The organism is Arthrobacter sp. AOP36-F1-5 (genome assembly GCF_058137995.1).
In genome coordinates this window covers 3,241,387-3,260,730 of record NZ_CM176892.1, presented here as the reverse complement: position 1 = coordinate 3,260,730, position 19,344 = coordinate 3,241,387, and the positions used below count along the sequence as shown (strand labels likewise).

Below are 19,344 nucleotides of genomic sequence, written 5' to 3'. Positions count from 1 at the left end.
CTGTCAAGGAAAAAATGTGGTCTATTCCACAAAGATTGCAGTTGTGCAATCTTTGCATGAGTGCATAAACTGTACCTATGCAAGAAGTGCCCTTGACCCAGCGTGAGCGCAACCGCCTCGAGACCTGGAACGCGATTCATGACGCCGCAGCTGCCATGACGCTCGAAGACGGGCCGGTCTCCGTGACGATCGAGGCGGTCGCCTCCCGTGCGGGGGTCTCCAAACGAACGTTCTTCAACTATTTCCCCACCAAGGAAGACGCCATTCTGGGCACGCGGGCACCCTTGGTGTCCGATGAACTGCTGGAGAAGTTCCGCAGCAGTGATGCGGACCTGCTGACCCGGATCGTCAGGATCCTTGCCGGGGTGATGGCGACGAGTCTCGGCCGGGGCCACGCCTACCAGGTCAGGCGCGACATCATCACCCGGTATCCGGAACTCAAGGGTCGGATGGTCCAGCACATCAACGCCGCCGAACAGCTGGTCGACGAAATCCTGCACGAACGCATGGACAGCGACGCTGCCGAGGAGACACTCAACCTGCTGCCCGATGGCCAGGATTCCGCCCGGGCGCTGCTCATGCTCGCGGGAACCATCACCCGATTCGCCTACCGTTCCGATCCACAAGGGACCGTCGCCGACATCGATCTGCATATCGACTCAACCGTCAAGATTTTCCGAGAGGTAATGCAAGCCACCCATGACAACGCTTAAAACCACCAGAGCCAAGCCGGTGCTCGGCAGCAAGAACCACATCATGCTGCTCTTCGCGGCCCTGATGATCACGATGCTGATGGCCTCGCTGAATCAGACCGTGCTCTCCGCCGCCCTGCCCACCATGGTGGGCGAGCTCAACGGCGTCGAACACATGGCGTGGATCATCACGGCGTTCATCCTGGCCTCCACCATCATGATGCCGGTCTACGGCAAGCTCGGAGATCTCTTCGGGCGCAAACCGCTGCTGATCATCGCCATCCTGATCTTCATGAGCGGGTCTGTGCTCGGCGCCCTCTCCGGCACCATGAACGGCGTCATCCTCGCCCGCGTCGTCCAGGGGCTCGGTGGTGGCGGGTTGATGATCCTCTCCCAGGCCACCATCGCCGACGTCATCCCGGCTCGTGAGCGCGGCAAATACATGGGCGTCATGGGTGGGGTCTTCGCCTTGTCCTCGGTCGCCGGACCACTGCTCGGTGGGTGGCTGACGGAGGGGCCGGGCTGGCGTTGGGCCTTCTGGCTGAACCTGCCCTTGGGCGTCCTGGCGGTGCTGGCCACCATCTTCCTGCTGCATGTGCCCCGGACGGTCAACGAGGCCCGCCCCAAGATCGACGTCGTCGGGATGATGATGATGGGGATCGCCACCACCACCCTGGTGCTCGCCTGCACCTGGGGCGGGAACACCTACGCCTGGGATTCCCCCGAGATCCTGGGACTGTTCGCGGCCACCCTGGTCTTCGCGGTGGCCTTCGTCCTGGTCGAGCGCAAGGTCTCCGAACCGGTGATCCCGCTGATGCTGTTCAAGAACCGCAACTTCGTCCTGACGACATTCGCGGCCCTGATGGTCGGCATCGCGATGTTCGGGGCCATCGGCTACATGCCCACCTACCTGCAGATGGTCACAGGCTTCGGCCCGACCCAAGCCGGCTTGCTGATGATCCCGATGATGGGCGCCCTGCTGGTGACCTCGATCGTCGTGGGGCGCCAGGTCTCGGCCTCGGGGCGCTATAAGAAGGTCATGATGGCCGGCACGCTGGGCCTGGGCCTCGGACTGCTTTCGACCATCCACTCCGACACGGAGGTCTACATGATCTGTGTGTTCCTGGGCGTGATCGGTCTGGGGCTGGGCATGAGCATGCAGATGCTCACCCTGGTGGCGCAGAACTCCTTCCCGCTGAAGTTCGTCGGCACGGCGACCGCCGGGCAGAACTACTTCCGCCAGGTCGGGGCCACCCTGGGCTCGGCAGTGGTCGGTTCGCTCTTCGCCAGCCGGTTGAAGGACATCCTGGCCGATAAGTTGCCCGATGGCGCCTCGTCGGGAGCCAGCACCAACTCGCTGACCCCCGAACTGGTCACCTCGCTGCCGGCCCCGATCCGCGAGGTCATCGTCTCGGCCTATAACGAGGCCCTGGTCCCGTTGTTCCTGTGGATGGTCCCGTTGGCCATCGCCGCGACCATCGCCCTGTTCTTCATGAAGGAATCGAAGCTGGCCACCCGCATCGAGCGTGAGATACCGGCGACCTCGGCGGCCGAGGGGCAGTTGGCGGCCAGCGACGTGCCCGGGCCGACGGACCACCGTGAACCGGTGTCCGTGGGAGCCGGTGGTGGCGGCAGCGAACCGTCCCGCGTGCCGTCCATGGCCCCCGTGCCGGCCGCCCAGGCCATGGAGCCGGTAGGCGATGGACCGGGGCAGCGTCCACGGGGCGCGCACCGTGCCGGCGTCGAGGGGGACTGACCGGGAACCGGGGGTCCGGGCTCGATGTCACAACGGGGGTGCTTCCCGGAGGGGGCGCCCCCGTTGTGACGGGCCACATTGCGCGGCGAACGGCGTTGGACAACACTGGAAAGACAGGGACCCGATTGGTGTCCCGCTGCACCAACCAAGGAGTGACACCGTGAGCGAACCCATCAATGTGGGACCGGTCGAAGACATCGAAGAAGGCGAGGCCAAGGTCATCGACTCCGATGACACGGGAACCGGAAACGATATTTCCATCTTCCACAGCGAAGACGGTGGTTTCTACGCGCTCGACGACGAATGCACCCATGAAACCGCGTCGCTGGCCGAAGGCTGGATCGAAGACGGCGAAGTCGAATGCCCCGTGCACTCGGCCCGTTTCTGCCTCAAGACCGGTGAGGCACTCTGCCTGCCGGCAACCGTCAACGCCCGCATCCACAAGGTCGAGGTCCGCGACGGGGACATCCTGCTCTACCCCGGAGTGTCACCGAACGCCGGCTAGGCGCTCCAGCGCCAGCGTCGTTCCCAGTTCGGGCCGGTCGGCCGGGTGCTCGAGATAGTGCACCAAGGCCGAATGCAGGACGTTCGGGTCCGCCAACAGGTACGCCACCTGCACCACCACCTCCTTGCGGGCGGTGGTGCCGTGGTCTTCCGGACCGTCGGAGGCCGTCCGGTCGCGGCCACGCAGGACCACCAACGCCGGGCCTCTCCGGCCCAGGGGGGTGCGGCCGCGGGGGTTCTCGGCGCTGATCGAGCCCATGTCCCGCCAATACATCTCGGCGAGCCCCAGGGGGCCGAAGACCACCACACGGCTCCGGGTCAGGAAGACCCCCGGTTGCTGCTCGGCGGAGGCGATGCGCAGCAACCGCAGGCCCTCGCGCAGGATCATGAATCCGGCCACGCCCAGGACGATGGCGCCGGCGATGGTCCAGAAGCGTTCGAATCCTGCGTGCCACAGCGCGAATTTCCCCACCGCAGCCAGCGCGGCGACCAGCCCGATGACCCCGAGTCCGACCGTGGCCGCGGCAAAGGCCGCCGAATTATGGCGGTAGGCGAAACGGGTGGAGGCCCGCAAACCGCTGGAGGTGTCCACTGCGCTGAGCTCGGGAAGCCGGGCGTCGGGGGTCAGCCGGAATTCGCGGAACAGTGACACGACGGTCCCGATCCCGAAGGCCACCAGGGGGACCCCGAAGAGCAGCGATTGCAGGACCAGCGCCCAGATCCCCAGCCCGATGAGGAACCCGGCCATGACGAAGGCGGGAAGCAGGTGGTGCGCCAACTTCCATTCCCGGTTGCGGGGGGCCCACTGGCCCTCGCGGCGTTCCTCTGCTGACATGGATCCATCGTATCGAGGAACCGCGGGGTTCGGAGGCCGCCGGGCGCGTCCTAGTTCAGCCGACGCAACGGGGCACCGGCCAGCCAGGCCTTCACGTTCTCGAAGGCCTGCCCGTAGAAGACCTCGTAGGTCTGCCGGGTGACGTAGCCCAGATGCGGGCTGAGCACGGTCCGCGGCGCGGCGATGACCGGGTGGTCGGCCGGGAGCGGTTCGACGTCGAAGACATCCAGTGCCGCGCCGCCCAGCCAGCCTTCATGCAGACCCCGAAGCATTGCCTCCTGGTCCACGATCGCGGCCCGTGAGGTGTTCACCAGCAGCCCGGCGGGCCCCAGCAGGCGAAGATTCGTCTCGTCGACCAGTCCGCGAGTGCGTTCCGAGAGCTGCAGGTGGACGCTCAGGACATCGGCGGAGGCGAACAGTTCCTCGCGACCCACGAGCCGGGCCCCTGCCGCGGCGGCCCGGTCCGCTTCCAGGTTCTGGCTCCAGGCGATGATGTCCATCCCGAAGGCCGCCCCGTAGGCGGCGATGCGTGAACCGATCCGGCCCAGTCCCAGGATGCCCAGGGTGCTGCCGCAGAGGCCGAAGCCGACGTCGGTACCGTTTTGCCAGGTGCCGGCCCGCAACGACGCCTGTTGGGCCGGGACATCCCGCATCCAGGCCATGAGCAGTGCCCACGTGAGCTCGGGGGTGGCGGTGGTGGACCCGGCGGTCCCGCAGACCGTGATGCCGGCCCCGGTGGCGGCGTCGAGGTCGATGGAGGCGTTGACCTTTCCGGTGGTGACCAGCAGCTTCAACCCGGGCAGGCCGGCGATGATCTCGGCATCGAAGGCCGTGCGTTCGCGCATGGCGACGATGATGTCGAATCCCGCCAGGGCCTCCACGGTGTCCCGGGCGGTGGCCAGGGTGTCGTGGAAGACGACGATCTCGACGTCCTCCAGCGTGGTCCAGGGCGCGAAATCCAAGGCGACGTCCTGATGGTCGTCGAGGATGGCCAGCCGGTGGGCCGGAGGGTTGGTGGGGGACATGGCAGGGCCTTTCGTACTGGTTCTCGTGGTCCGTGGACCCGGCGCGGTCGCCGGGGGCGGGTGCCGGTCAGTCCTGCAGGCGTTCCAACGTCCGGCGCAGCGATTGCGCCGGACGGCCCAGCAGCCGTTCGACATCCGCACTGACCGGTTCCAGCTCCCCGGAGGCGATCGCGGTGTAGGTGCTGATCCAGGCGTCCATCTGCCAGTCGGGGGCACCCAGACCGTCCCGGGAGGCCAGGGCTTCGGCCACGGTCTCGTGGAGGTAGCGGGTCTGCACCCCGGTGACCTCGGTCATCACCGCTGCCGCCTGATGGAGGTCGAACGCCTCGGGCCCGGTCAGGTCGTAGGTGTGGCCGGCATGGACCGGTTCCCGCCCGGCGGCCCAGGCCACGGCGGCTTCGGCGAGCACCACTGCCGCCACCGCGGCGACGTCGTCCCGGGCCACCGCGGAAACCCTGCCCTCGGCCGCCGGGCCGCGCAGAAGATGGTCGTCACCGGCGAAGAGCGGGAAGACGTCCTGGTAGAAGTTATCGCGCAGGATCGTATGCGGCACCCCGGAATCGGCCAGCAGCTTCTCGGTGGCAAAGTGGTCGCGGGCCAGGGTGAAGACGGCATCGGGGGCGGCGGCGAAGAACGAGGTATAGACGATTTGTCCCACCCCGGCCGCCCGTGCCGCCCGGATGAACGCGGCATGCTGGGCCAGCCGGTCGGAGGCCTCCTCCGCGGAGACCATGAGGACGACGTCGACCCCCTCCAGGGCACGGACGGCCCCCGGCTGATCGGCGAAGTCCAGGGCCGCCGCGGAAGCCTCGGCGGCCGCCGTCGTGCGGGGCAGCGCGCGGGCCGCGGCCTCGGCCCGTTCGACGTCACGGGAGAACAGCCGCAACCGCACCGTTCCGGCCAGGCGGCGGGCCACCCGGGAACCGACCTTGCCGGTGGCGCCGGTGATGGCGATCAAGGGGGTGTTGGGGGAAACGTCGTCGGTCATGACCCCCACGGTACGCCGGGGGCGACGTGGAATGGGCGGAGGGGGCGGTTGCGAATACGATGGCGACATCATGAAAAAAACTCGTTCCCTCGCCAAGCCCCTGACGTGGCTGTTGATCATCGCCCTGGTAGGAACCGTAGGAGCCGGTGCGCTGCAAGGCGTCCTGTGAACGGGGGAGTCGTGAACGAGGACGCCACCGGGGCCGGGACCGCCGCCTCCCCCGCGGAAGCACTGATCGAGCCGACCCGACGCGTCGGAGCCCGCTGGGTGACCGGGGCGATCATGGTCAACCTGGTCATCAACGTCGCGTTCTTCGCGCCCATCAACATCCTGATCGGGTTGCAGGCCACGGCGATCGACGCCGGGAACAAGGAAGCCATCCTCACCCTGGTGACCGCCTGCGGTGCCGCCGTCGCGCTGGTCGCCAACCCCGTCACCGGGGCCCTGTCGGACCGGACCACCTCCAGATGGGGCCGGCGCTCGCCGTGGATCCTCGCCGGAGCGGTGCTGGGCACCGCGGCGATGCTCTTCCTTTCCGGGGCCACCACGGTCGCCGCCCTGGTGATCGGCTGGGCGTTGGTCCAGGCCGGCTGCAACGCCATGTACTCGACCATCACCGCTGCGGTCCCGGACCGGGTGCCGGTCGCCCAGCGGGCTTCCGTGGGCGGGCTGGCGGCCATGGGCCAGACCCTGGGCATCCTCGGGGGATCCGTCGTCGGATTCGTCATCTCCGGCAACATTGCCGTCGGATACTGGATCTGCGCGGCGGCCATCGCCGTCGGGGTGATCCCCTACCTGACCCATCGTGATGATCCGGTCCTTCCTCCGGGGCACCATCCGCCGTTCCGGCTCGGCCGGTTCCTGCGCTCCTTCTGGATCAACCCCGTGAAGCATCCGGACTTCGGCTGGGCCTGGCTGACCCGTTTCCTCATGTTCGTGGGCAACCAGCTGGTCATCGTCTACCTGCTGTTCTTCCTCACCGATGTGATCCACCATCCGGATCCCGCCGCCGGGGTGCTGGTGCTGACCGGGCTCTACGCGGTCATGGTGGTCATCACCAGCGTGCTGGCCGGGCGGTGGAGCGACCGGGTGGGACAGCGCAAGGTCTTCGTCGCCGGGGCCTCGGCGGTGATCGCCTGCGCCGCGCTGATCATGGCGTTCTTCCAGGTCTGGCCGGCGGCGATGGTCGGCGCGGCGGTCCTGGGCATCGGCTTCGGGGCCTATCTCGCGGTCGACTTCGCGCTGTTGACCCAGGTGCTGCCCTCGGCAGCGGCCCGTGGCAAGGACATGGGGGTGGTCAATGTCGCGGCCGCGCTGCCCCAGGTGGTCGCCCCGGCGCTGGCGTTGCTGGCGGTGAAGTTCCTCGGCGGCTACATGGCCCTGTTCGTCTTGGCGGCGATCATCGGTCTGGCGGCGGCCGCCCTGGTGTATCGGATCAAATCCGTTCCCTAAGGGTCCGGCCGTGGTCGGGACGCCCTGGATTCGGCGGTATTCTGGGTGAATGGATTGGTTACGCGAGGCTCCCTTCGGCTGGGCGTACCTCTTCCTCTTCCTGCTCTCCATGGCGCGGGCGAACACGACCTACTGGGTGGGTCGCGGGGTCGCCGCGGGGGTGAGCCATTCCCGCTTCGAATACGTCCTGGAAGGCCCGATCTACCGCCGGGCCCAGCGCTTCGTCGCTCGCTGGGGGATCCTGGCGGTTCCGCTGTCCTTCCTCACCATCGGGATCCAGACCGCGGTGAACGCCAGCGCGGGGATGTCCCGGATGCCGTTGTCGCGTTACCTGCCCGCCGTGATCGTCGGCTGCTTGATGTGGGCGTTGATCTACGCCACGGTGGGGATGGCGGTGGTCTACGCGGCCCTCGCGGTCGGCTGGCAGTGGATCGCGTTGGCCGGGGTCGTGGTGGTGGCCGGGGCCGTCCTGTGGATCAGGTACCGGCGCCGGAACGGCTAGGCCACGGGGCCTGCTCCTAGTCGGAGGGGACCGCCATGAACGAGGCCGGGACCAGATCCGCGCCCGCGACGCCTTCGAGCATCCGCGGTTCGATCAGGATTCCCGAACGCAGGATGCTGATCTGCCCGGTGGACTCCAGGATCACGCAGGCGACCTCGGTGCGGTGGCGGATGCCTGCCTGGCGCAGCCGGGCCACCAGTTCCCGCTCGGAGACGTGGGTCCGCCGCAGGTTGGCCTGGATGACCTCGTCCCCGGCCATGAGTATGAACGCGCGGTTGTTGATCATTCCCGAGACCCGCCGGAACCGACGCAGCTGACCGGTAACCGCCTGCAGCGCCAGCAGGGTGACCAGTCCCAGGGCGCCGGCGACCACCGTCGGGGTGTAGCCGAGGATCGCCCGCCCGACGACGGCGCCGAGGGCTACGGCGGCTGCCAGGTCGAAGCTGGACAGGCTCGCCATCGTGCGCTGGCCCATGACCCTGATCAATGCCAGAATCACGAGGTAGAGCGCAATGGCGGATACCACCACCCGACCGGCATCAACCCACGTCAGTCCATATTCTTCCCACATCTTTTTCCTTTCCGCCAGCCTCAAGCCTAGACCGGTAGGCGGCTGGGGCCCGACGGGGAGCAGCGGCGGAGGGGCCTACGCGTGGTTCGTTGCTGCGGCGAGAACCTCTGCGGTCGGGGTGTGGGCCAGCCCCAGGGCCTCGGCCACGGGGGCGAAGGTGACGTGGCCGTCGTGCACGGTCAAGCCGTTGGCGAGCCCGTCGTCGTCCTGTAGTGCCTGCTGCCAGCCCTTGGAGGCGATCCGTAGCGCGTAGGGCAAGGTCGCGTTGGTCAGCGCCACCGTCGAGGTCTGCGGGACGGCGCCGGGCATGTTCCCCACGCAGTAGTAGACGGCGTCGTGCACCGTATAGGTGGGGTCGACATGCGTGGTGGCATGCGATCCCTCGAAGCAGCCGCCCTGGTCGATCGCGATGTCCACCAACACCGATCCCGGACGCATATGCGAGACCATCTCCGTGGTGACCAGCTTCGGGGCCGCGGCCCCGGGGATCAGCACCGAACCGATGACCAGATCCGCCGCGGCGACCTCGCCGGCGATCGTGAACTTCGTGGAGGCCAGCGTCTTGATCCGACCGTTGTAGGCGACATCGATTTCCTTCAACCGGGCCAGGCTGATGTCGATGATCGTCACGTCGGCGCCCATGCCGGAGGTGATCGCCGCCGCATTTTCACCGGCGACACCACCACCGATGACCACGACCTTGGCCGGGCGGGTGCCGGGCACGCCGCCCATCAGGATGCCCGAGCCGCCGGTGGGCTGTTGGAGCTGGAAGGCCCCGATCTGTGCGGCGAGCCGACCGGCGACTTCGGACATGGGCGCCAGCAGCGGCAGGGTCCGGCCGGCGGTGACCGTCTCGTAGGCGATCGCCGTGGCGCCGGCGTCGATGATGGCCCGGGCGCACTCGCTCGAGGCGGCCAGATGCAGGTAGGCGAAGAGGATCTGGCCGGCACGGATGCGGTGGTATTCCTCGGCGACGGGTTCCTTGACCTTGAGCACCATGTCGGCGTCGGCCCAGGCCCCGTCGGCGTCCGAGGCGATCGTCGCCCCTGCGTCGACGTAGAGTTCGTCGGGGATGCCCGAGCCGAGGCCCGCGCCGGTCTCGACGAGGACCTCGTGACCCTGGGCGACGAATTCGGAGACCCCTGCCGGGGTGATGGCGACGCGGAACTCGTTGTTCTTGATTTCACGGGGGACGCCGATGATCATGAGGACTCCTTGGTGGGTCTGTACGCCGTGACGGACCCTCGGATTTCCTCTCCAGGGGTCGACGGCTGGCGGTACGAAACAGTGGTGGCTTTCCTGCGGTTCTTCGGGTGTGACGCAGATTTTATTTCGGTACAATCGAGAATATCCGTAATTTCCATCCGCCCGAAAGAGTGTGACGTGGCCACAGCGAAGAATGTTCGGACCAGTCGGCATTACGAGCTCGATGATATCGACCGTGGTCTGTTGCGGATGCTCACCGAGAACTCGCGGCGGACCAACAACTCCTTGGCCGAGGAGCTCGGGATCGCCCCCTCGACCTGCCTGGCCCGCATGAACGCGCTGCGTGAGACGGGGGTCATCCGCAAATTCACCTTGGATCTGGATCCGGAGGTCCTCGGGCATGCGCTCGAGGCGCTGATCTTCGTGCGGATCCGCCCCGGGGCACGGCACCTGATGTCCAGTTTCGCCGAGGAGATCCGCAGCAAGGCCGGGGTGATGCAGCTGTTCTTCCTGGGAGGAACGGATGACTTCGTGATCCACGTGGCGGTCAAGGATTCCAGCGATGTGCGCCAGTTCGTCCTGGACAACCTCTCGGCCAATCCGGCGGTGGCCTCCACGCAGACCTCACTGGTCTTCGAACATACCCGCGGCGAAGTTCCCTGGCTCTAGGGCGTGCGGCGGCGCAGGGTGATTGACCCCAGGACGATGGAACCGACGATCCATGCCCCGATGAACAGGGTCCGCACCACGATGTAGCCGGAGTCCTCGTCACCGGTGGCCACGGCGGTCAGGGCGTCCATGGCGTGGGAGAGCGGCAGCCAGTCCCCGATCGTTTCCAGCACGTCCGGGAGCTGGGCGCGGGGCAGGAAGAGTCCCCCCAGGAGGATCTGCGGGAAGACGAAGGCAGGCATGAACTGCACGACCTGGAACTCGGTGCGGGCAAAGGCACTGGCCAGCAGGCCCAGGGCGGTGCCCAGCAGGGCATCGGCCACCGCGACCAGGAAGAGCAGCCAGAGCCGGCCGTTGATCTCCAGACCGCAGACCCAGATCGAGAATGCCACGGCGATCGCCGTCTGCGCCACCGCGAGCAGACCGAAGGCCAACGCGTAGCCGAGCACGAAGGACCCCTTGCCCAGGGGCATGGTCAACAGCCGTTCAAGGGTCCCGGAACGACGTTCGCGCAGCGTGCTGATGCTCGCCACCAGGAACATGACGATGAACGGGAACATCGCGATGAGGGCCGGCCCGATGGTGCTGAAGACGTCGGTCTCGGAGAAGATCCAGGCCACCAGGCCGATCAGGAGGCTCGGAACGACCAGCAGGAGGGCGATCGTGCGTGGATCATGAAGGATCTGCGCCAGGACGCGTCCGGCGGTCGCCCAGGTGCCCGAGGGGCTCACCGGTTGCCTCCCGGGGCCTGACCGGCCGGGGCCCGGCGATGCCGTCCGCGGGTCCGCGGGGTGGCCGTGGCCGGCGGGTCGTTGGCGGCGATCAGGGTCAGGAAGGCCTCCTCGGTGGTCCCGGTTCCCGTGCTCCGCAGCAGTCCGGCGGGGGAATCGTCGGCAATGAACCTGCCCTCGCGCATCAGCAGCAACCGGTCGCACCGGGTCGCCTCATCCATCACATGGCTGGAGATCAGCAGGGTGGCCCCGTCCGCGGCCAATTGCCGGAAGAGGGACCAGAGGTCCGCCCGCAGCACGGGATCGAGTCCGACGGTGGGCTCATCCAGGATCATCACCTCGGGGTCCCCCGAGCAGGGCCACCGCCAGCGAAACCCGGCTGCGCTGGCCACCCGAGAGGTTTTCGGTGACCTCATGGGCCGAACCGGCCAGATCCGTCAGCTCCAGCACCCGGTCGGTGTCCCCGCCGGGGGCGACGAGGACCTTGCGGAAGTATTCGAGGTTCTGCCGCACCGTGAGATCGTCATAGATGCTCAGCGATTGGGTCATGTAGCTGACCCGGCGGCGGAGCTGCCGGGAACCGGCCGGCTCGCCGAGGACCCGGACACTCCCGCCGTGGACCAGCTGGGTTCTGACGATGCTGCGCAGCAGGGTCGACTTCCCGCAGCCGCTGGGGCCAAGCAACCCCACCACGTCCCCGGAACCGACCGAGAACCCCAGTCCGTCCAGGACCACGGTCCGGCCGCGACGGACCACCAGGTCGTCGACTTCGATGGCTGGTGCCTCAGTGCCCATGGAACCCATGAGATCCCTGCCGGGGCCACGGGTCAAGCCCGTGGGCCCGCATCCGGCCGGCGGCCCGGAGCGGGTGGCTACCAGGAGGTTTCGCGGGGACGGCCTTCCTCATAGCCGGCGCTGGACTGCACGCCGACGACGGCACGTTCGCGGAACCTGGCGATCGACTCGGCTCCCGCGTAGGTGAAGGAGGAACGGACGCCGGAAATGATCGAATCAACCAGGTCCTCCACCCCGGGACGCGCCGGGTCGAGGTACATCCGCGAATGCGAGATGCCTTCCTCGAATAGTCCCGAACGGGCCCGGTCGAAGGCCGACTGCCTCTTGGTACGGTTCTGCACGGCACGGGCGGAGGCCATCCCGAAGCTTTCCTTATAGGAGCGGCCGTGGGGGTCCACCACCAGGTCGCCCGCGGATTCGTGGGTTCCGGCGAACCAGGAGCCGATCATGACGCTGGCGGCGCCCGCGGCCAGGGCCAGGGCGACGTCGCGCGGGTACTTCACCCCGCCGTCGGCCCAGACTTCGGCCCCCGATTCGTGGGCAGCCTGCGCGCATTCGAGCACGGCCGAGAACTGGGGGCGTCCCACCCCGGTCATCATGCGGGTGGTGCACATGGCCCCCGGGCCGACGCCGACCTTCAGGATGTCCGCCCCGGCGGAGACCAGATCGGTCACCCCCTCGGCGGCCACGACGTTCCCGGCCACGACCTTCAGCCGACGGCCGGTGCGTTCGGCGAATTCATCCCGGGCGGCGGTGACCTGCGGCAGCGCCTCGATCATCTTCTCCTGGTGGCCGTGGGCGGTGTCCACGACGAGGACGTCGACGCCGGATTCGAGCAGGCTGGTGGTCTTGGCCCCCACGTCCCCGTTGATGCCCACGGCGCCACCGACCATGAGCCGGCCCTGCGGGTCGACGGCGGGGGAGTATATGGTCGAGCGCAGGATGCCCTTGCGGGTCAGCACCCCGGCCAGCCGGCCGTCCTCGAGCATGGGAACCATGGACAGATGGCGTTCGGCGATCGTATCGAAGACGGCGCGCGGGTCCTCGTCGACCGAAGCGGTGACGATGTTCTCGCTCATCACCTCGGAGATGCGGGCAAAGCGGTCGACCTCCTGGCAGTCGCCCAGGGTGACGATGCCCACCGGCTCGTGGCCGTTGAGGACGACGGCGGCCCCGTGGGACCGCTTCCCCAGCAGGGACAGGGCGGTCGAGACGGAATCGGTGGTCTGGACGGTGATCGGGGTTTCGAAGACGGTATGGGCGCCCTTGACCTGGCCGACCATGTCGTCGACCGCCTCCCGGCTGATGTCCTGGGGCAGGATCGCGATGCCTCCGCGACGGGCCACGGTTTCCGCCATGCGCCGTCCGGCGACGGCGGTCATGTTGGACACCACCAACGGGATCGAGGTTCCGATGCCGTCGGGGGTGGTCAGGTCCACGCTCGTGCGTGAGGCGATGGCCGAACGCGAGGGCACCATGAAGGTGTCGTTATAGGTCAGGTCATGGGACGGGTTGACGTCATTGAGAAACTTCACATGCTCGAGGGTACCGTTCAAATGAGTCCACGCGACACCACCGCCGGGGTCGTGGGGCATGTCCGGTGCCTCGCCGCGCCATGCGTGGCGAGGCACCCGGGGCTAGTCCTCGCGCGGGTCTCCCAGTCCGTAGATTGCGTCGTGTTCGACCGCTCCATACCGGTGATCGTACTGCGGCTTCTGGTAGGCCAACTCGCCGCCTTGCCGACCGCCATGGGGGCGACCATGGTCGGCATATTCCTCGCGGACGAAGACCAGCCGCCAGGGGCCGATGCCGATGCGGGCGCCGGTACGCAACGTGTAGGAGCCACCCTCCGGCAACCGGGTGCTGCCGGTCACCGGTGAGGTGGCCGTGAGGATGTACTCATCATCCGTGGAGTGGGTGATGGTGGCATGGGCATCGCTGGTCTGCGGTAGCCGGAGTTCGGCCTCGGCGTTGCCGCCGATCACCGTGGTTTCTGCGCTCAGGTCGAAGACCTGCGCCGGGCGCCCGTCCCAGGCTTCGCCGTCCTTCACGAAGATCAACCGTGGGCGGCCGCCACCATAGGTGTAGTGGGTCGTCGTCGGTCGCATCCGGTAGTTGCGCTGGAACGTGGGCGAGAGCGGGAAGGGTGTTCCCGGGGGAATCAGGCTCTGTGCGGGATCGCCCGGGGAACCGCGGAGCAGCGCGGACCAAGTCCCGTCCTTTCCCGGCCGGATGTGGGCCGATCTGGTGAGTAGCCGCTGTGCGGCATTGGCCTTGACGGCTCCCAGCGACACGATGGTCCCTTCGGGTGAAGCCAGTGAAACACTCAGGCCCCACTCGCTGAGCTCCTTGGCGAATCCCCTGACCGAGCGCAGATCGGCACGCGGACCGATCCGGTACAGATCGGGGGTGTCGGTGCTGATGACCACCTCGGTCCCGTTGGCCTTCATGGTTCCGTTCACCGTGGACTCCGGCTCGGTATCGGTCGCCGGGACGGTGACTGAGAAGGCGAGGTCCATATCCAGTCTCATCGGATCATCACCGATCCCGGTGGGGGTCCGAGCCGACGGCCTGATCATCGCTGGTGGTGACCCGCAGCGTGCCGTCGAACTTCCAGGTCGCACGAGGTGCGTCCGGACCGATGTCCCGGGGGACTTCGACGGTCATGTCAACGAGCGTGTAGTTCACGGCTGCGCCGCGTCCGGTGAGATAGGACCACAACTGCTGGCCCAGATCCGACCAGTCGCTGACCTGGTTTGCTCCGGATTCCTGTGGCGTGCTGGCTTCCTGTGACATCGCAAAACTTCCTCTTCGGTCGCGGACGAAATTTCGGTGCCTGCTCCGGGTGAGTCAGGTCTGGTGTGGGACTGCGTTCGTCTCAAGTAGTACGATATTCTAGTTATCAATTATTTGATAGACCTATTTATTTCGTATTGGCGTGACCGGCACTGCGCGATGGCGGACCTCCGGATCGGGGGCCCGGGCCTCGATGCGGGCCAGGATTTCCCCCTCGGCGGCATCGAGGCCATCGCGCAGCATCCGGGCGGCCTCCTCCGGCCGGCCGGCCCGCAGGCAGGCCACGAGGCCGATATTGCGTTCCACGTAGTGCGGATGGAAATCCGGCGTCGTGGACATGGTGTGGAAGACCAGTCTCATCCGGGCCAGCACCCGGTCCATGAGCACCTGGAGCGTCTGGCTTCCGGTCAGGGCGATGACCGCTTGATGCAGGGCCTGGTTCGCGTCAGCCATCCCGGGCACCGACCCGGCGTCCCGGGCCTCCGCGGCCCGGCGGACGATGGCGTCCATGGCTTCCAGTTCCCGTTCCGCAGGGGTGCCCCACAGGACGGCGGAGGGTTCGATCACCCGGCGCACCCGGTAGATCTCCCGGACGTCCTCGGCTCCGGGGGAGGCCACGAAGACCCCGCGGTTGGGGATCCGCACCACCACCGATTCGGCGACGAGTGTCCCGAAGGCTTCCCGCAGGGTGTTGCGCGAGACACCGAGCTCCACCGAGAGCTTCTGCTCGGAGAGCTTCGACCCCGGGGTCAGCAGGCCCGCTGCGATCCGCCGGCGAAGGACCGCGGCGATCCACGCCCCCGTGTGGGCGTGACGGGAGCCAGCGCCGTCGTGCTCATGAACTGGAGGCGTCATGGCTCCCGGCTCCTGGCTGGTGGTCGGGGCAGCAGGGTGTCGGGGTCCACCACGGTGAAGCGGATGGACGTGCCCGGGGGAACCTGGGCTGCGGCCGGCAGGTCCTCGGGGACGACGACGGCGATCACCGGGTACCCGCCGGTGACGGGATGGTCGGTGAGGAAGAGGACGGGCAGCCCCGAGGGGGGAACCTGCAGGGAGCCGGTGGCCGTGCCTTCGCTGGACAGCTCGTCGGTCCGGATGCGTTCCACGGGGGTTTGCCGGTCGCCGGTCTCCAGGCGGAGCCCGACCCGGTTCGACTGGCTTCCGGCGGACCATGGGTGGCGGCAGAGGGCATCGATGGCGTCAGGGGCGAACCAGTCGGCCCGGGGGCCGGAGGTGATGCGCAGATTTACGGTGCCCTCCCGGGGCCGGGGCAGGACGGAGGGTTCGGGGTGGGTGACGATATGCCCGCGGGCCACGGAAGCGACCGGCACCGAGGTGCCGGACGCCAGTGGTGCCGGGCCGAGGCCCGATAACGTGTCCGCCGAACGGCTGCCCAGCACCGCCTCGGCCACCAGTCCGCCGCGGACCGCGAGGTAGCTGCGTAATCCGCTGGTCGGGGCCTGCACCGTGAGGACCTCGTGATCGTGGAGGGCGAAGGGTGCGCGGGCCGCCACGGGCCGTCGGCCGTGGGGTCCGGAGACCGTCGCCGTCTCGGCGGCACCGGTCAAGGACAGCGTCAGCTCGCCGCAGGCCTGGATCCGCAGTCCTCCCACCAGGGTTTCGACCACCGCCGCGTGGGCAGGGTTTCCCACCAGCCGGTTGGCCTGCCGGGCCGAGGCGGTATCGGCGGCACCTGCCGCCGGAACCCCGAGATCGCCCAGCCCCGGGCGGCCCAGATCCTGGAGCAGGGACTGCGGTCCCGGGGAAAGAACAAGAAGGGAGGTGTCGGAGGCCTCGGCGCCTCCGGTGTCTTCGGCCCGTGGGGTGGGGGTGCCGGCCGTCGGGTGGAGCTCAACGAGTTCACGGACGGCACGGTAGCGGACCCGGTCCCCGGGCCGGACCAGCGCCGGAGGGTCCCGGTCCAGATCCCACATCACGGCCTGCGTGCGGCCGATCAGCTGCCAACCACCCGGGGACCGGGCCGGGTAGATGGCCGAGAACCTCCCCGCCAGGGCCACCGATCCGGCCGGCACGGCCGTGCGTGGGGACTGCCGACGCGGTACCTCCAAGGACGCGTCGTCCCCGTGGAGGTAGGCGAAACCCGGCGCGAAACCACCGAAGGCGGCCGTCCAGAGCTGGGCCGTGTGGGCGGCGATGACCCCGTCGGCGCCCAGTCCGGTCATCCGGGCGACCTCGGCGAGGTCATCGCCGTCGTACACCACGTCCACGGTGATCTCGCGTCCGCCCACCGTGGTCGCCGGCCCGTCATCCAACCGGTCCAGGGCGGCGGGGGCCGCCAGGGCGTGGGCGCGGGTGTCGAAGGCGAGCATCACGGTGGATGCCGCGGCGAGCACCTCGATCTGTCCGGGCAACGGAGCATCGGTCAACCGGCGGTGGAGGGCCACGACGTCCTCCAGCGTGCCGACTTCGACCAGGAGGGTGCGCGTGCCGGCCCAACGCAGCGCCGTCGTCCTCATGCGAACGGCCGGATGTCCACGCCTGCCTCCTCCAGTCCCCGGCGGACCGCGCCCGCGAGTTCGACGGCTCCGGTGGTGTCGCCGTGCAGGCAGATGCTCTCGGCGGGGATCGACAACGTCGAGCCGTCCCGGGCCGTCAGGGTGCCCCGGGTGGCCAGCCGGACCATGTTGGTGCTGATGGCTGCCGCATCGTGGAGCACGGCCCCTTCTTCGCGGCGCGGGACCAGCGACCCGTCGGAATTGTAGGCACGGTCCGCGAAGGCCTCGATGACCGGACGCAATCCGGCGGATTCGGCGCGTTCCAGTGCCACGGATCCGGGCAGAAGGAGCAGGGGCAGATCGTTGCCGAAGGCCTTGACCGCGTCGACGACGGCCTGGGCGTGCTCACGGTGGTGGACGATGGCGTTGTAGAGGGCGCCATGGGGTTTGACGTAGCTGATGGAACCGCCGGCCGCCCGGGCCACCGCATCGAGGGCCCCGAGCTGGTACAGGATGTCGTCGGCCAGTTGGACGGGGGAGCAGTCCACGAAGCGGCGGCCGAAGCCGGCCAGGTCCTGATAGGAGACATGGGCCCCGATGCCTACTCCGGCAGCCACGGCATCGCGGCACGTCCGGCCCATGGTGGAGGGGTCGCCGGCATGGAAGCCGCAGGCGACATTGGCGCTGGTGACGGAGCGGAACATGGCGGCATCGTCGCCCTTGCTCCACTCGCCGAAGGATTCGCCGACGTCGCTGTTCAGGTCGATGGTGGGCACCGTGGTCTCCGTCCGGTTGCTGGTCCGACCAGCTTGCACCAGAGACAATGATTGTTCAACAATCCGATGGTTGCGGGCTGGTTCCGCCGTCGGCGAGGAGCAGCCACGGCGGAGAACCGGCCCCGCCCGGAGGGGCCGGAAGTTGGCCCAGAGCATAAATCTGCCGTGGAGGGGGCGATCTTCAGTGGACGTTCAGGTCGCATTGCTAGCCTCGACAAGATTCAAAATCCTCAGGAGGTAGCACGTGAACAAGAAGAAGATGCTGGCCGCACTGGCACTGGTGGGGTCGCTTTCCCTGGTCACTGCCTGCGGTAGCGGCGGCAATGAAGAAGCCGATGGCTCGTCCGCGGCACCCTCCTCGCAGTCCAGTGAGCAGGCGGCCGCCCCCTCGCCGGACCTGAAGGGCATTCCCGATGTCGTGGCCACGGTGAATGACAAGGACATCTCCAAGAAGGAGTTCACCCGTGTCTACGAGAGCCAGTTCCAGCAGGCGGCCATGCAGGCACAGATGTCCGGCCAGGACCTCTCCGACCAGACGGAGATGAAGAAGCAGGTCGCCGACGGCATGGTCGGCACCGAACTGCTGATCCAGAAGGCCAGGACAGCCGGCGTGAAAGCCACCGAAAGGCAGATGGACAAGGCGCTGACCGAAGCGGCGAAGTCCCAGCAGATGGATAAGAAGGAGTTCCTGGCCGCCCTGAAGAAGCAGGGCATGGAGCGCAAGACCGTTGATAAGCAGATCAAGCAGCAGGTCGAGGTCGAAGGCTACATCGAGAAGGAAGCCGGTCCCTTCGAACCCAGCGAAAAGGAGCTGAAGGCCGCCTATAAGAAGGCCGAGGACGCCCAGAAGCAGCAGGGCAAATCCGGTGAGGACGCCCCGGAGATGCCCAAGTACAAGGACGCCAAGTCCCAGCTGAAGCAGCAGCTCGTCCAGCAGAAGGAGAACGAAGCCACCCAGACACTGGTGAAGAAGCTGCGTAAGGACGCCGACGTCAAGATCAACCTCTAGGATCGAGACGTTTCCGGGCCGGTGATGCTGGCAGACTAGGACCGTGGATACACAGGTCCTGGTCACCATCATCGCCGGCCTTTTGCTGGTCTTTTCCGTCGCAGGAACGATCTATCCCGTGTTGCCGGGAAGCCTGCTGACGATCCTCACGCTCTTGGGATGGGCCCTGTTCATCGGCGGCCCGGCGGCGTGGACCTGCGCGGTGGTGGGCATGGTCCTGGCCCTGGCCGGCTGGTCGGCGTCGATGGTCCTGACCGGGCGCAGCCTCAAAAGCCAACAGATCCCCCGGGGAACGATCCTGTTCGCCGTGGCCGCAGGCATTGCCGGGATGTTCCTGATCCCCATCGTCGGGCTCTTCCTGGGGTTCGGTGTCGGGCTGCTCCTGGCCGAATATGCCCGGAGGCGGAACCTGGGATCCGCGATGCGCGCCAGCGTGAGGACACTGAAGTCCACGGGGATCGGAATACTCATCGAATTCGGTTGCGCCGCGCTCGCCGGTTCGGTCTGGACCATCGGGGTCATCTGGCATTTTTCCGCTCGGTGAACGTGGGCGCTCCCCGCGGGGCGGCGCGCCCCACACC

22 protein-coding genes are annotated in these 19,344 nt (G+C 67.7%); 8 read left to right on the top strand and 14 right to left on the bottom strand.

Translation table 11 applies throughout. The features are described from left to right. Positions 1-77 precede the first annotated feature (77 nt). From AC3ZI9_RS14965 to AC3ZI9_RS14955, 3 genes are all read left to right on the top strand, one after another. A complete protein-coding gene (locus AC3ZI9_RS14965; protein ID WP_444553874.1) occupies positions 78-713 on the top strand; it encodes a TetR/AcrR family transcriptional regulator in 636 nt (211 codons plus the stop codon). Next, positions 700-2,448, top strand: a complete 1,749-nt coding sequence (locus AC3ZI9_RS14960; RefSeq protein WP_444553873.1) for an MDR family MFS transporter — start codon at positions 700-702, stop codon at positions 2,446-2,448. Before AC3ZI9_RS14965 ends, AC3ZI9_RS14960 begins: the two co-directional genes overlap by 14 nt. A gap of 160 nt (positions 2,449-2,608) precedes the next feature. Further along, positions 2,609-2,953, top strand: coding sequence for a bifunctional 3-phenylpropionate/cinnamic acid dioxygenase ferredoxin subunit (locus AC3ZI9_RS14955; protein ID WP_444553872.1), 345 nt, complete (start codon positions 2,609-2,611; stop codon positions 2,951-2,953). On the opposite strand, the gene AC3ZI9_RS14950 is transcribed toward AC3ZI9_RS14955, so the two are convergent. The 3 genes from AC3ZI9_RS14950 to AC3ZI9_RS14940 form a co-directional block, all read right to left on the bottom strand. After that, positions 2,936-3,787, bottom strand: coding sequence for a cation diffusion facilitator family transporter (locus AC3ZI9_RS14950; protein ID WP_444553871.1), 852 nt, complete (start codon positions 3,785-3,787; stop codon positions 2,936-2,938). The genes AC3ZI9_RS14955 and AC3ZI9_RS14950 overlap by 18 nt on opposite strands. Before the next feature lie 50 nt (positions 3,788-3,837). After that, on the bottom strand, positions 3,838-4,812 hold the full coding sequence (locus AC3ZI9_RS14945) for a D-2-hydroxyacid dehydrogenase family protein (RefSeq protein ID WP_444553870.1): 975 nt from the start codon (positions 4,810-4,812) through the stop codon (positions 3,838-3,840). Positions 4,813-4,879: 67 nt separating this feature from the next. Next, entirely contained in the window at positions 4,880-5,800 is a 921-nt protein-coding gene (locus tag AC3ZI9_RS14940; RefSeq protein ID WP_444561136.1) for an NAD(P)H-binding protein, read from the bottom strand. Positions 5,801-5,980: 180 nt separating this feature from the next. On the opposite strand from AC3ZI9_RS14940, the gene AC3ZI9_RS14935 reads away from it, so the two are divergent. After that, positions 5,981-7,252, top strand: coding sequence for an MFS transporter (locus AC3ZI9_RS14935; protein WP_444553868.1), 1,272 nt, complete (start codon positions 5,981-5,983; stop codon positions 7,250-7,252). 49 nt (positions 7,253-7,301) lie between these two features. After that, on the top strand, positions 7,302-7,754 hold the full coding sequence (locus AC3ZI9_RS14930; RefSeq protein ID WP_444561137.1) for a DedA family protein: 453 nt from the start codon (positions 7,302-7,304) through the stop codon (positions 7,752-7,754). Between the two features lie 16 nt (positions 7,755-7,770). Here AC3ZI9_RS14930 and AC3ZI9_RS14925 read toward each other — a convergent pair whose 3' ends face one another. After that, positions 7,771-8,325, bottom strand: coding sequence for a DUF421 domain-containing protein (locus AC3ZI9_RS14925; RefSeq protein WP_444561138.1), 555 nt, complete (start codon positions 8,323-8,325; stop codon positions 7,771-7,773). A 75-nt stretch (positions 8,326-8,400) separates the two neighbouring features. Next, positions 8,401-9,531, bottom strand: a complete 1,131-nt coding sequence (gene ald / locus AC3ZI9_RS14920; protein ID WP_444553865.1) for an alanine dehydrogenase — start codon at positions 9,529-9,531, stop codon at positions 8,401-8,403. 249 nt (positions 9,532-9,780) lie between these two features. On the opposite strand from ald, the gene AC3ZI9_RS14915 reads away from it, so the two are divergent. Further along, positions 9,781-10,200, top strand: coding sequence for an Lrp/AsnC family transcriptional regulator (locus AC3ZI9_RS14915; protein ID WP_489924045.1), 420 nt, complete (start codon positions 9,781-9,783; stop codon positions 10,198-10,200). Here the strand turns inward: AC3ZI9_RS14915 and AC3ZI9_RS14910 are convergent. The 9 genes from AC3ZI9_RS14910 to AC3ZI9_RS14870 all read right to left on the bottom strand — a co-directional run bounded on the left by AC3ZI9_RS14910 (position 10,197) and on the right by AC3ZI9_RS14870 (position 17,754). Further along, positions 10,197-10,931 carry an ABC transporter permease gene (locus AC3ZI9_RS14910; RefSeq protein ID WP_444553863.1) on the bottom strand — a complete coding sequence of 245 codons (735 nt, stop codon included), beginning with the start codon at positions 10,929-10,931 and terminating at the stop codon, positions 10,197-10,199. The two genes, AC3ZI9_RS14915 and AC3ZI9_RS14910, sit on opposite strands and share 4 nt — an antisense overlap. Further along, complete coding sequence (locus tag AC3ZI9_RS14905) at positions 10,928-11,266, bottom strand: ATP-binding cassette domain-containing protein (protein WP_444553862.1); 339 nt, start codon at positions 11,264-11,266, stop codon at positions 10,928-10,930. Before AC3ZI9_RS14905 ends, AC3ZI9_RS14910 begins: the two co-directional genes overlap by 4 nt. Then, positions 11,253-11,726: an ATP-binding cassette domain-containing protein gene (locus tag AC3ZI9_RS14900; RefSeq protein ID WP_444553861.1), complete on the bottom strand. Its 474-nt coding sequence runs from the start codon at positions 11,724-11,726 to the stop codon at positions 11,253-11,255. Before AC3ZI9_RS14900 ends, AC3ZI9_RS14905 begins: the two co-directional genes overlap by 14 nt. Before the next feature lie 77 nt (positions 11,727-11,803). Further along, positions 11,804-13,261 carry a GuaB1 family IMP dehydrogenase-related protein gene (locus AC3ZI9_RS14895; protein ID WP_444553860.1) on the bottom strand — a complete coding sequence of 486 codons (1,458 nt, stop codon included), beginning with the start codon at positions 13,259-13,261 and terminating at the stop codon, positions 11,804-11,806. Between the two features lie 102 nt (positions 13,262-13,363). Then, positions 13,364-14,257 (bottom strand): FHA domain-containing protein, encoded by an 894-nt coding sequence (locus AC3ZI9_RS14890; RefSeq protein ID WP_444553859.1) that lies wholly within the window; start codon positions 14,255-14,257, stop codon positions 13,364-13,366. A 7-nt stretch (positions 14,258-14,264) separates the two neighbouring features. Next, a complete protein-coding gene (locus tag AC3ZI9_RS14885) occupies positions 14,265-14,522 on the bottom strand; it encodes a hypothetical protein (protein ID WP_444553858.1) in 258 nt (85 codons plus the stop codon). 123 nt (positions 14,523-14,645) lie between these two features. Beyond that, a complete protein-coding gene (locus tag AC3ZI9_RS14880; RefSeq protein WP_444553857.1) occupies positions 14,646-15,377 on the bottom strand; it encodes a GntR family transcriptional regulator in 732 nt (243 codons plus the stop codon). Then, positions 15,374-16,999 (bottom strand): 5-oxoprolinase subunit B/C family protein, encoded by a 1,626-nt coding sequence (locus tag AC3ZI9_RS14875; RefSeq protein WP_444561141.1) that lies wholly within the window; start codon positions 16,997-16,999, stop codon positions 15,374-15,376. The genes AC3ZI9_RS14880 and AC3ZI9_RS14875 overlap by 4 nt, the downstream gene beginning before the upstream one ends. After that, positions 16,996-17,754, bottom strand: coding sequence for a LamB/YcsF family protein (locus tag AC3ZI9_RS14870; RefSeq protein ID WP_444561142.1), 759 nt, complete (start codon positions 17,752-17,754; stop codon positions 16,996-16,998). Before AC3ZI9_RS14870 ends, AC3ZI9_RS14875 begins: the two co-directional genes overlap by 4 nt. Positions 17,755-17,998: 244 nt before the next feature. On the opposite strand from AC3ZI9_RS14870, the gene AC3ZI9_RS14865 reads away from it, so the two are divergent. Together AC3ZI9_RS14865 and AC3ZI9_RS14860 are read left to right on the top strand one after the other, a co-directional pair. After that, positions 17,999-18,763, top strand: coding sequence for a SurA N-terminal domain-containing protein (locus AC3ZI9_RS14865; protein WP_444553854.1), 765 nt, complete (start codon positions 17,999-18,001; stop codon positions 18,761-18,763). Positions 18,764-18,806: 43 nt separating this feature from the next. Further along, positions 18,807-19,307: a DUF456 domain-containing protein gene (locus AC3ZI9_RS14860; protein ID WP_444553853.1), complete on the top strand. Its 501-nt coding sequence runs from the start codon at positions 18,807-18,809 to the stop codon at positions 19,305-19,307. Positions 19,308-19,344: the final 37 nt, after the last annotated feature.

Coding starts and splice junctions, on each gene's coding strand:
- AC3ZI9_RS14965 (WP_444553874.1), top strand. CDS start 78: ATGCAAGAAGTGCCCTTGACCCAGCGTGAGCGCAACCGCCTCGAGACC.
- AC3ZI9_RS14960 (WP_444553873.1), top strand. CDS start 700: ATGACAACGCTTAAAACCACCAGAGCCAAGCCGGTGCTCGGCAGCAAG.
- AC3ZI9_RS14950 (WP_444553871.1), bottom strand. CDS start 3,787: ATGTCAGCAGAGGAACGCCGCGAGGGCCAGTGGGCCCCCCGCAACCGG.
- AC3ZI9_RS14945 (WP_444553870.1), bottom strand. CDS start 4,812: ATGTCCCCCACCAACCCTCCGGCCCACCGGCTGGCCATCCTCGACGAC.
- AC3ZI9_RS14940 (WP_444561136.1), bottom strand. CDS start 5,800: ATGACCGACGACGTTTCCCCCAACACCCCCTTGATCGCCATCACCGGC.
- AC3ZI9_RS14930 (WP_444561137.1), top strand. CDS start 7,302: ATGGATTGGTTACGCGAGGCTCCCTTCGGCTGGGCGTACCTCTTCCTC.
- AC3ZI9_RS14925 (WP_444561138.1), bottom strand. CDS start 8,325: ATGTGGGAAGAATATGGACTGACGTGGGTTGATGCCGGTCGGGTGGTG.
- ald (WP_444553865.1), bottom strand. CDS start 9,531: ATGATCATCGGCGTCCCCCGTGAAATCAAGAACAACGAGTTCCGCGTC.
- AC3ZI9_RS14915 (WP_489924045.1), top strand. CDS start 9,781: ATGCTCACCGAGAACTCGCGGCGGACCAACAACTCCTTGGCCGAGGAG.
- AC3ZI9_RS14905 (WP_444553862.1), bottom strand. CDS start 11,266: ATGATCCTGGATGAGCCCACCGTCGGACTCGATCCCGTGCTGCGGGCG.
- AC3ZI9_RS14900 (WP_444553861.1), bottom strand. CDS start 11,726: ATGGGCACTGAGGCACCAGCCATCGAAGTCGACGACCTGGTGGTCCGT.
- AC3ZI9_RS14890 (WP_444553859.1), bottom strand. CDS start 14,257: ATGAGACTGGATATGGACCTCGCCTTCTCAGTCACCGTCCCGGCGACC.
- AC3ZI9_RS14885 (WP_444553858.1), bottom strand. CDS start 14,522: ATGTCACAGGAAGCCAGCACGCCACAGGAATCCGGAGCAAACCAGGTC.
- AC3ZI9_RS14880 (WP_444553857.1), bottom strand. CDS start 15,377: ATGACGCCTCCAGTTCATGAGCACGACGGCGCTGGCTCCCGTCACGCC.
- AC3ZI9_RS14875 (WP_444561141.1), bottom strand. CDS start 16,999: ATGAGGACGACGGCGCTGCGTTGGGCCGGCACGCGCACCCTCCTGGTC.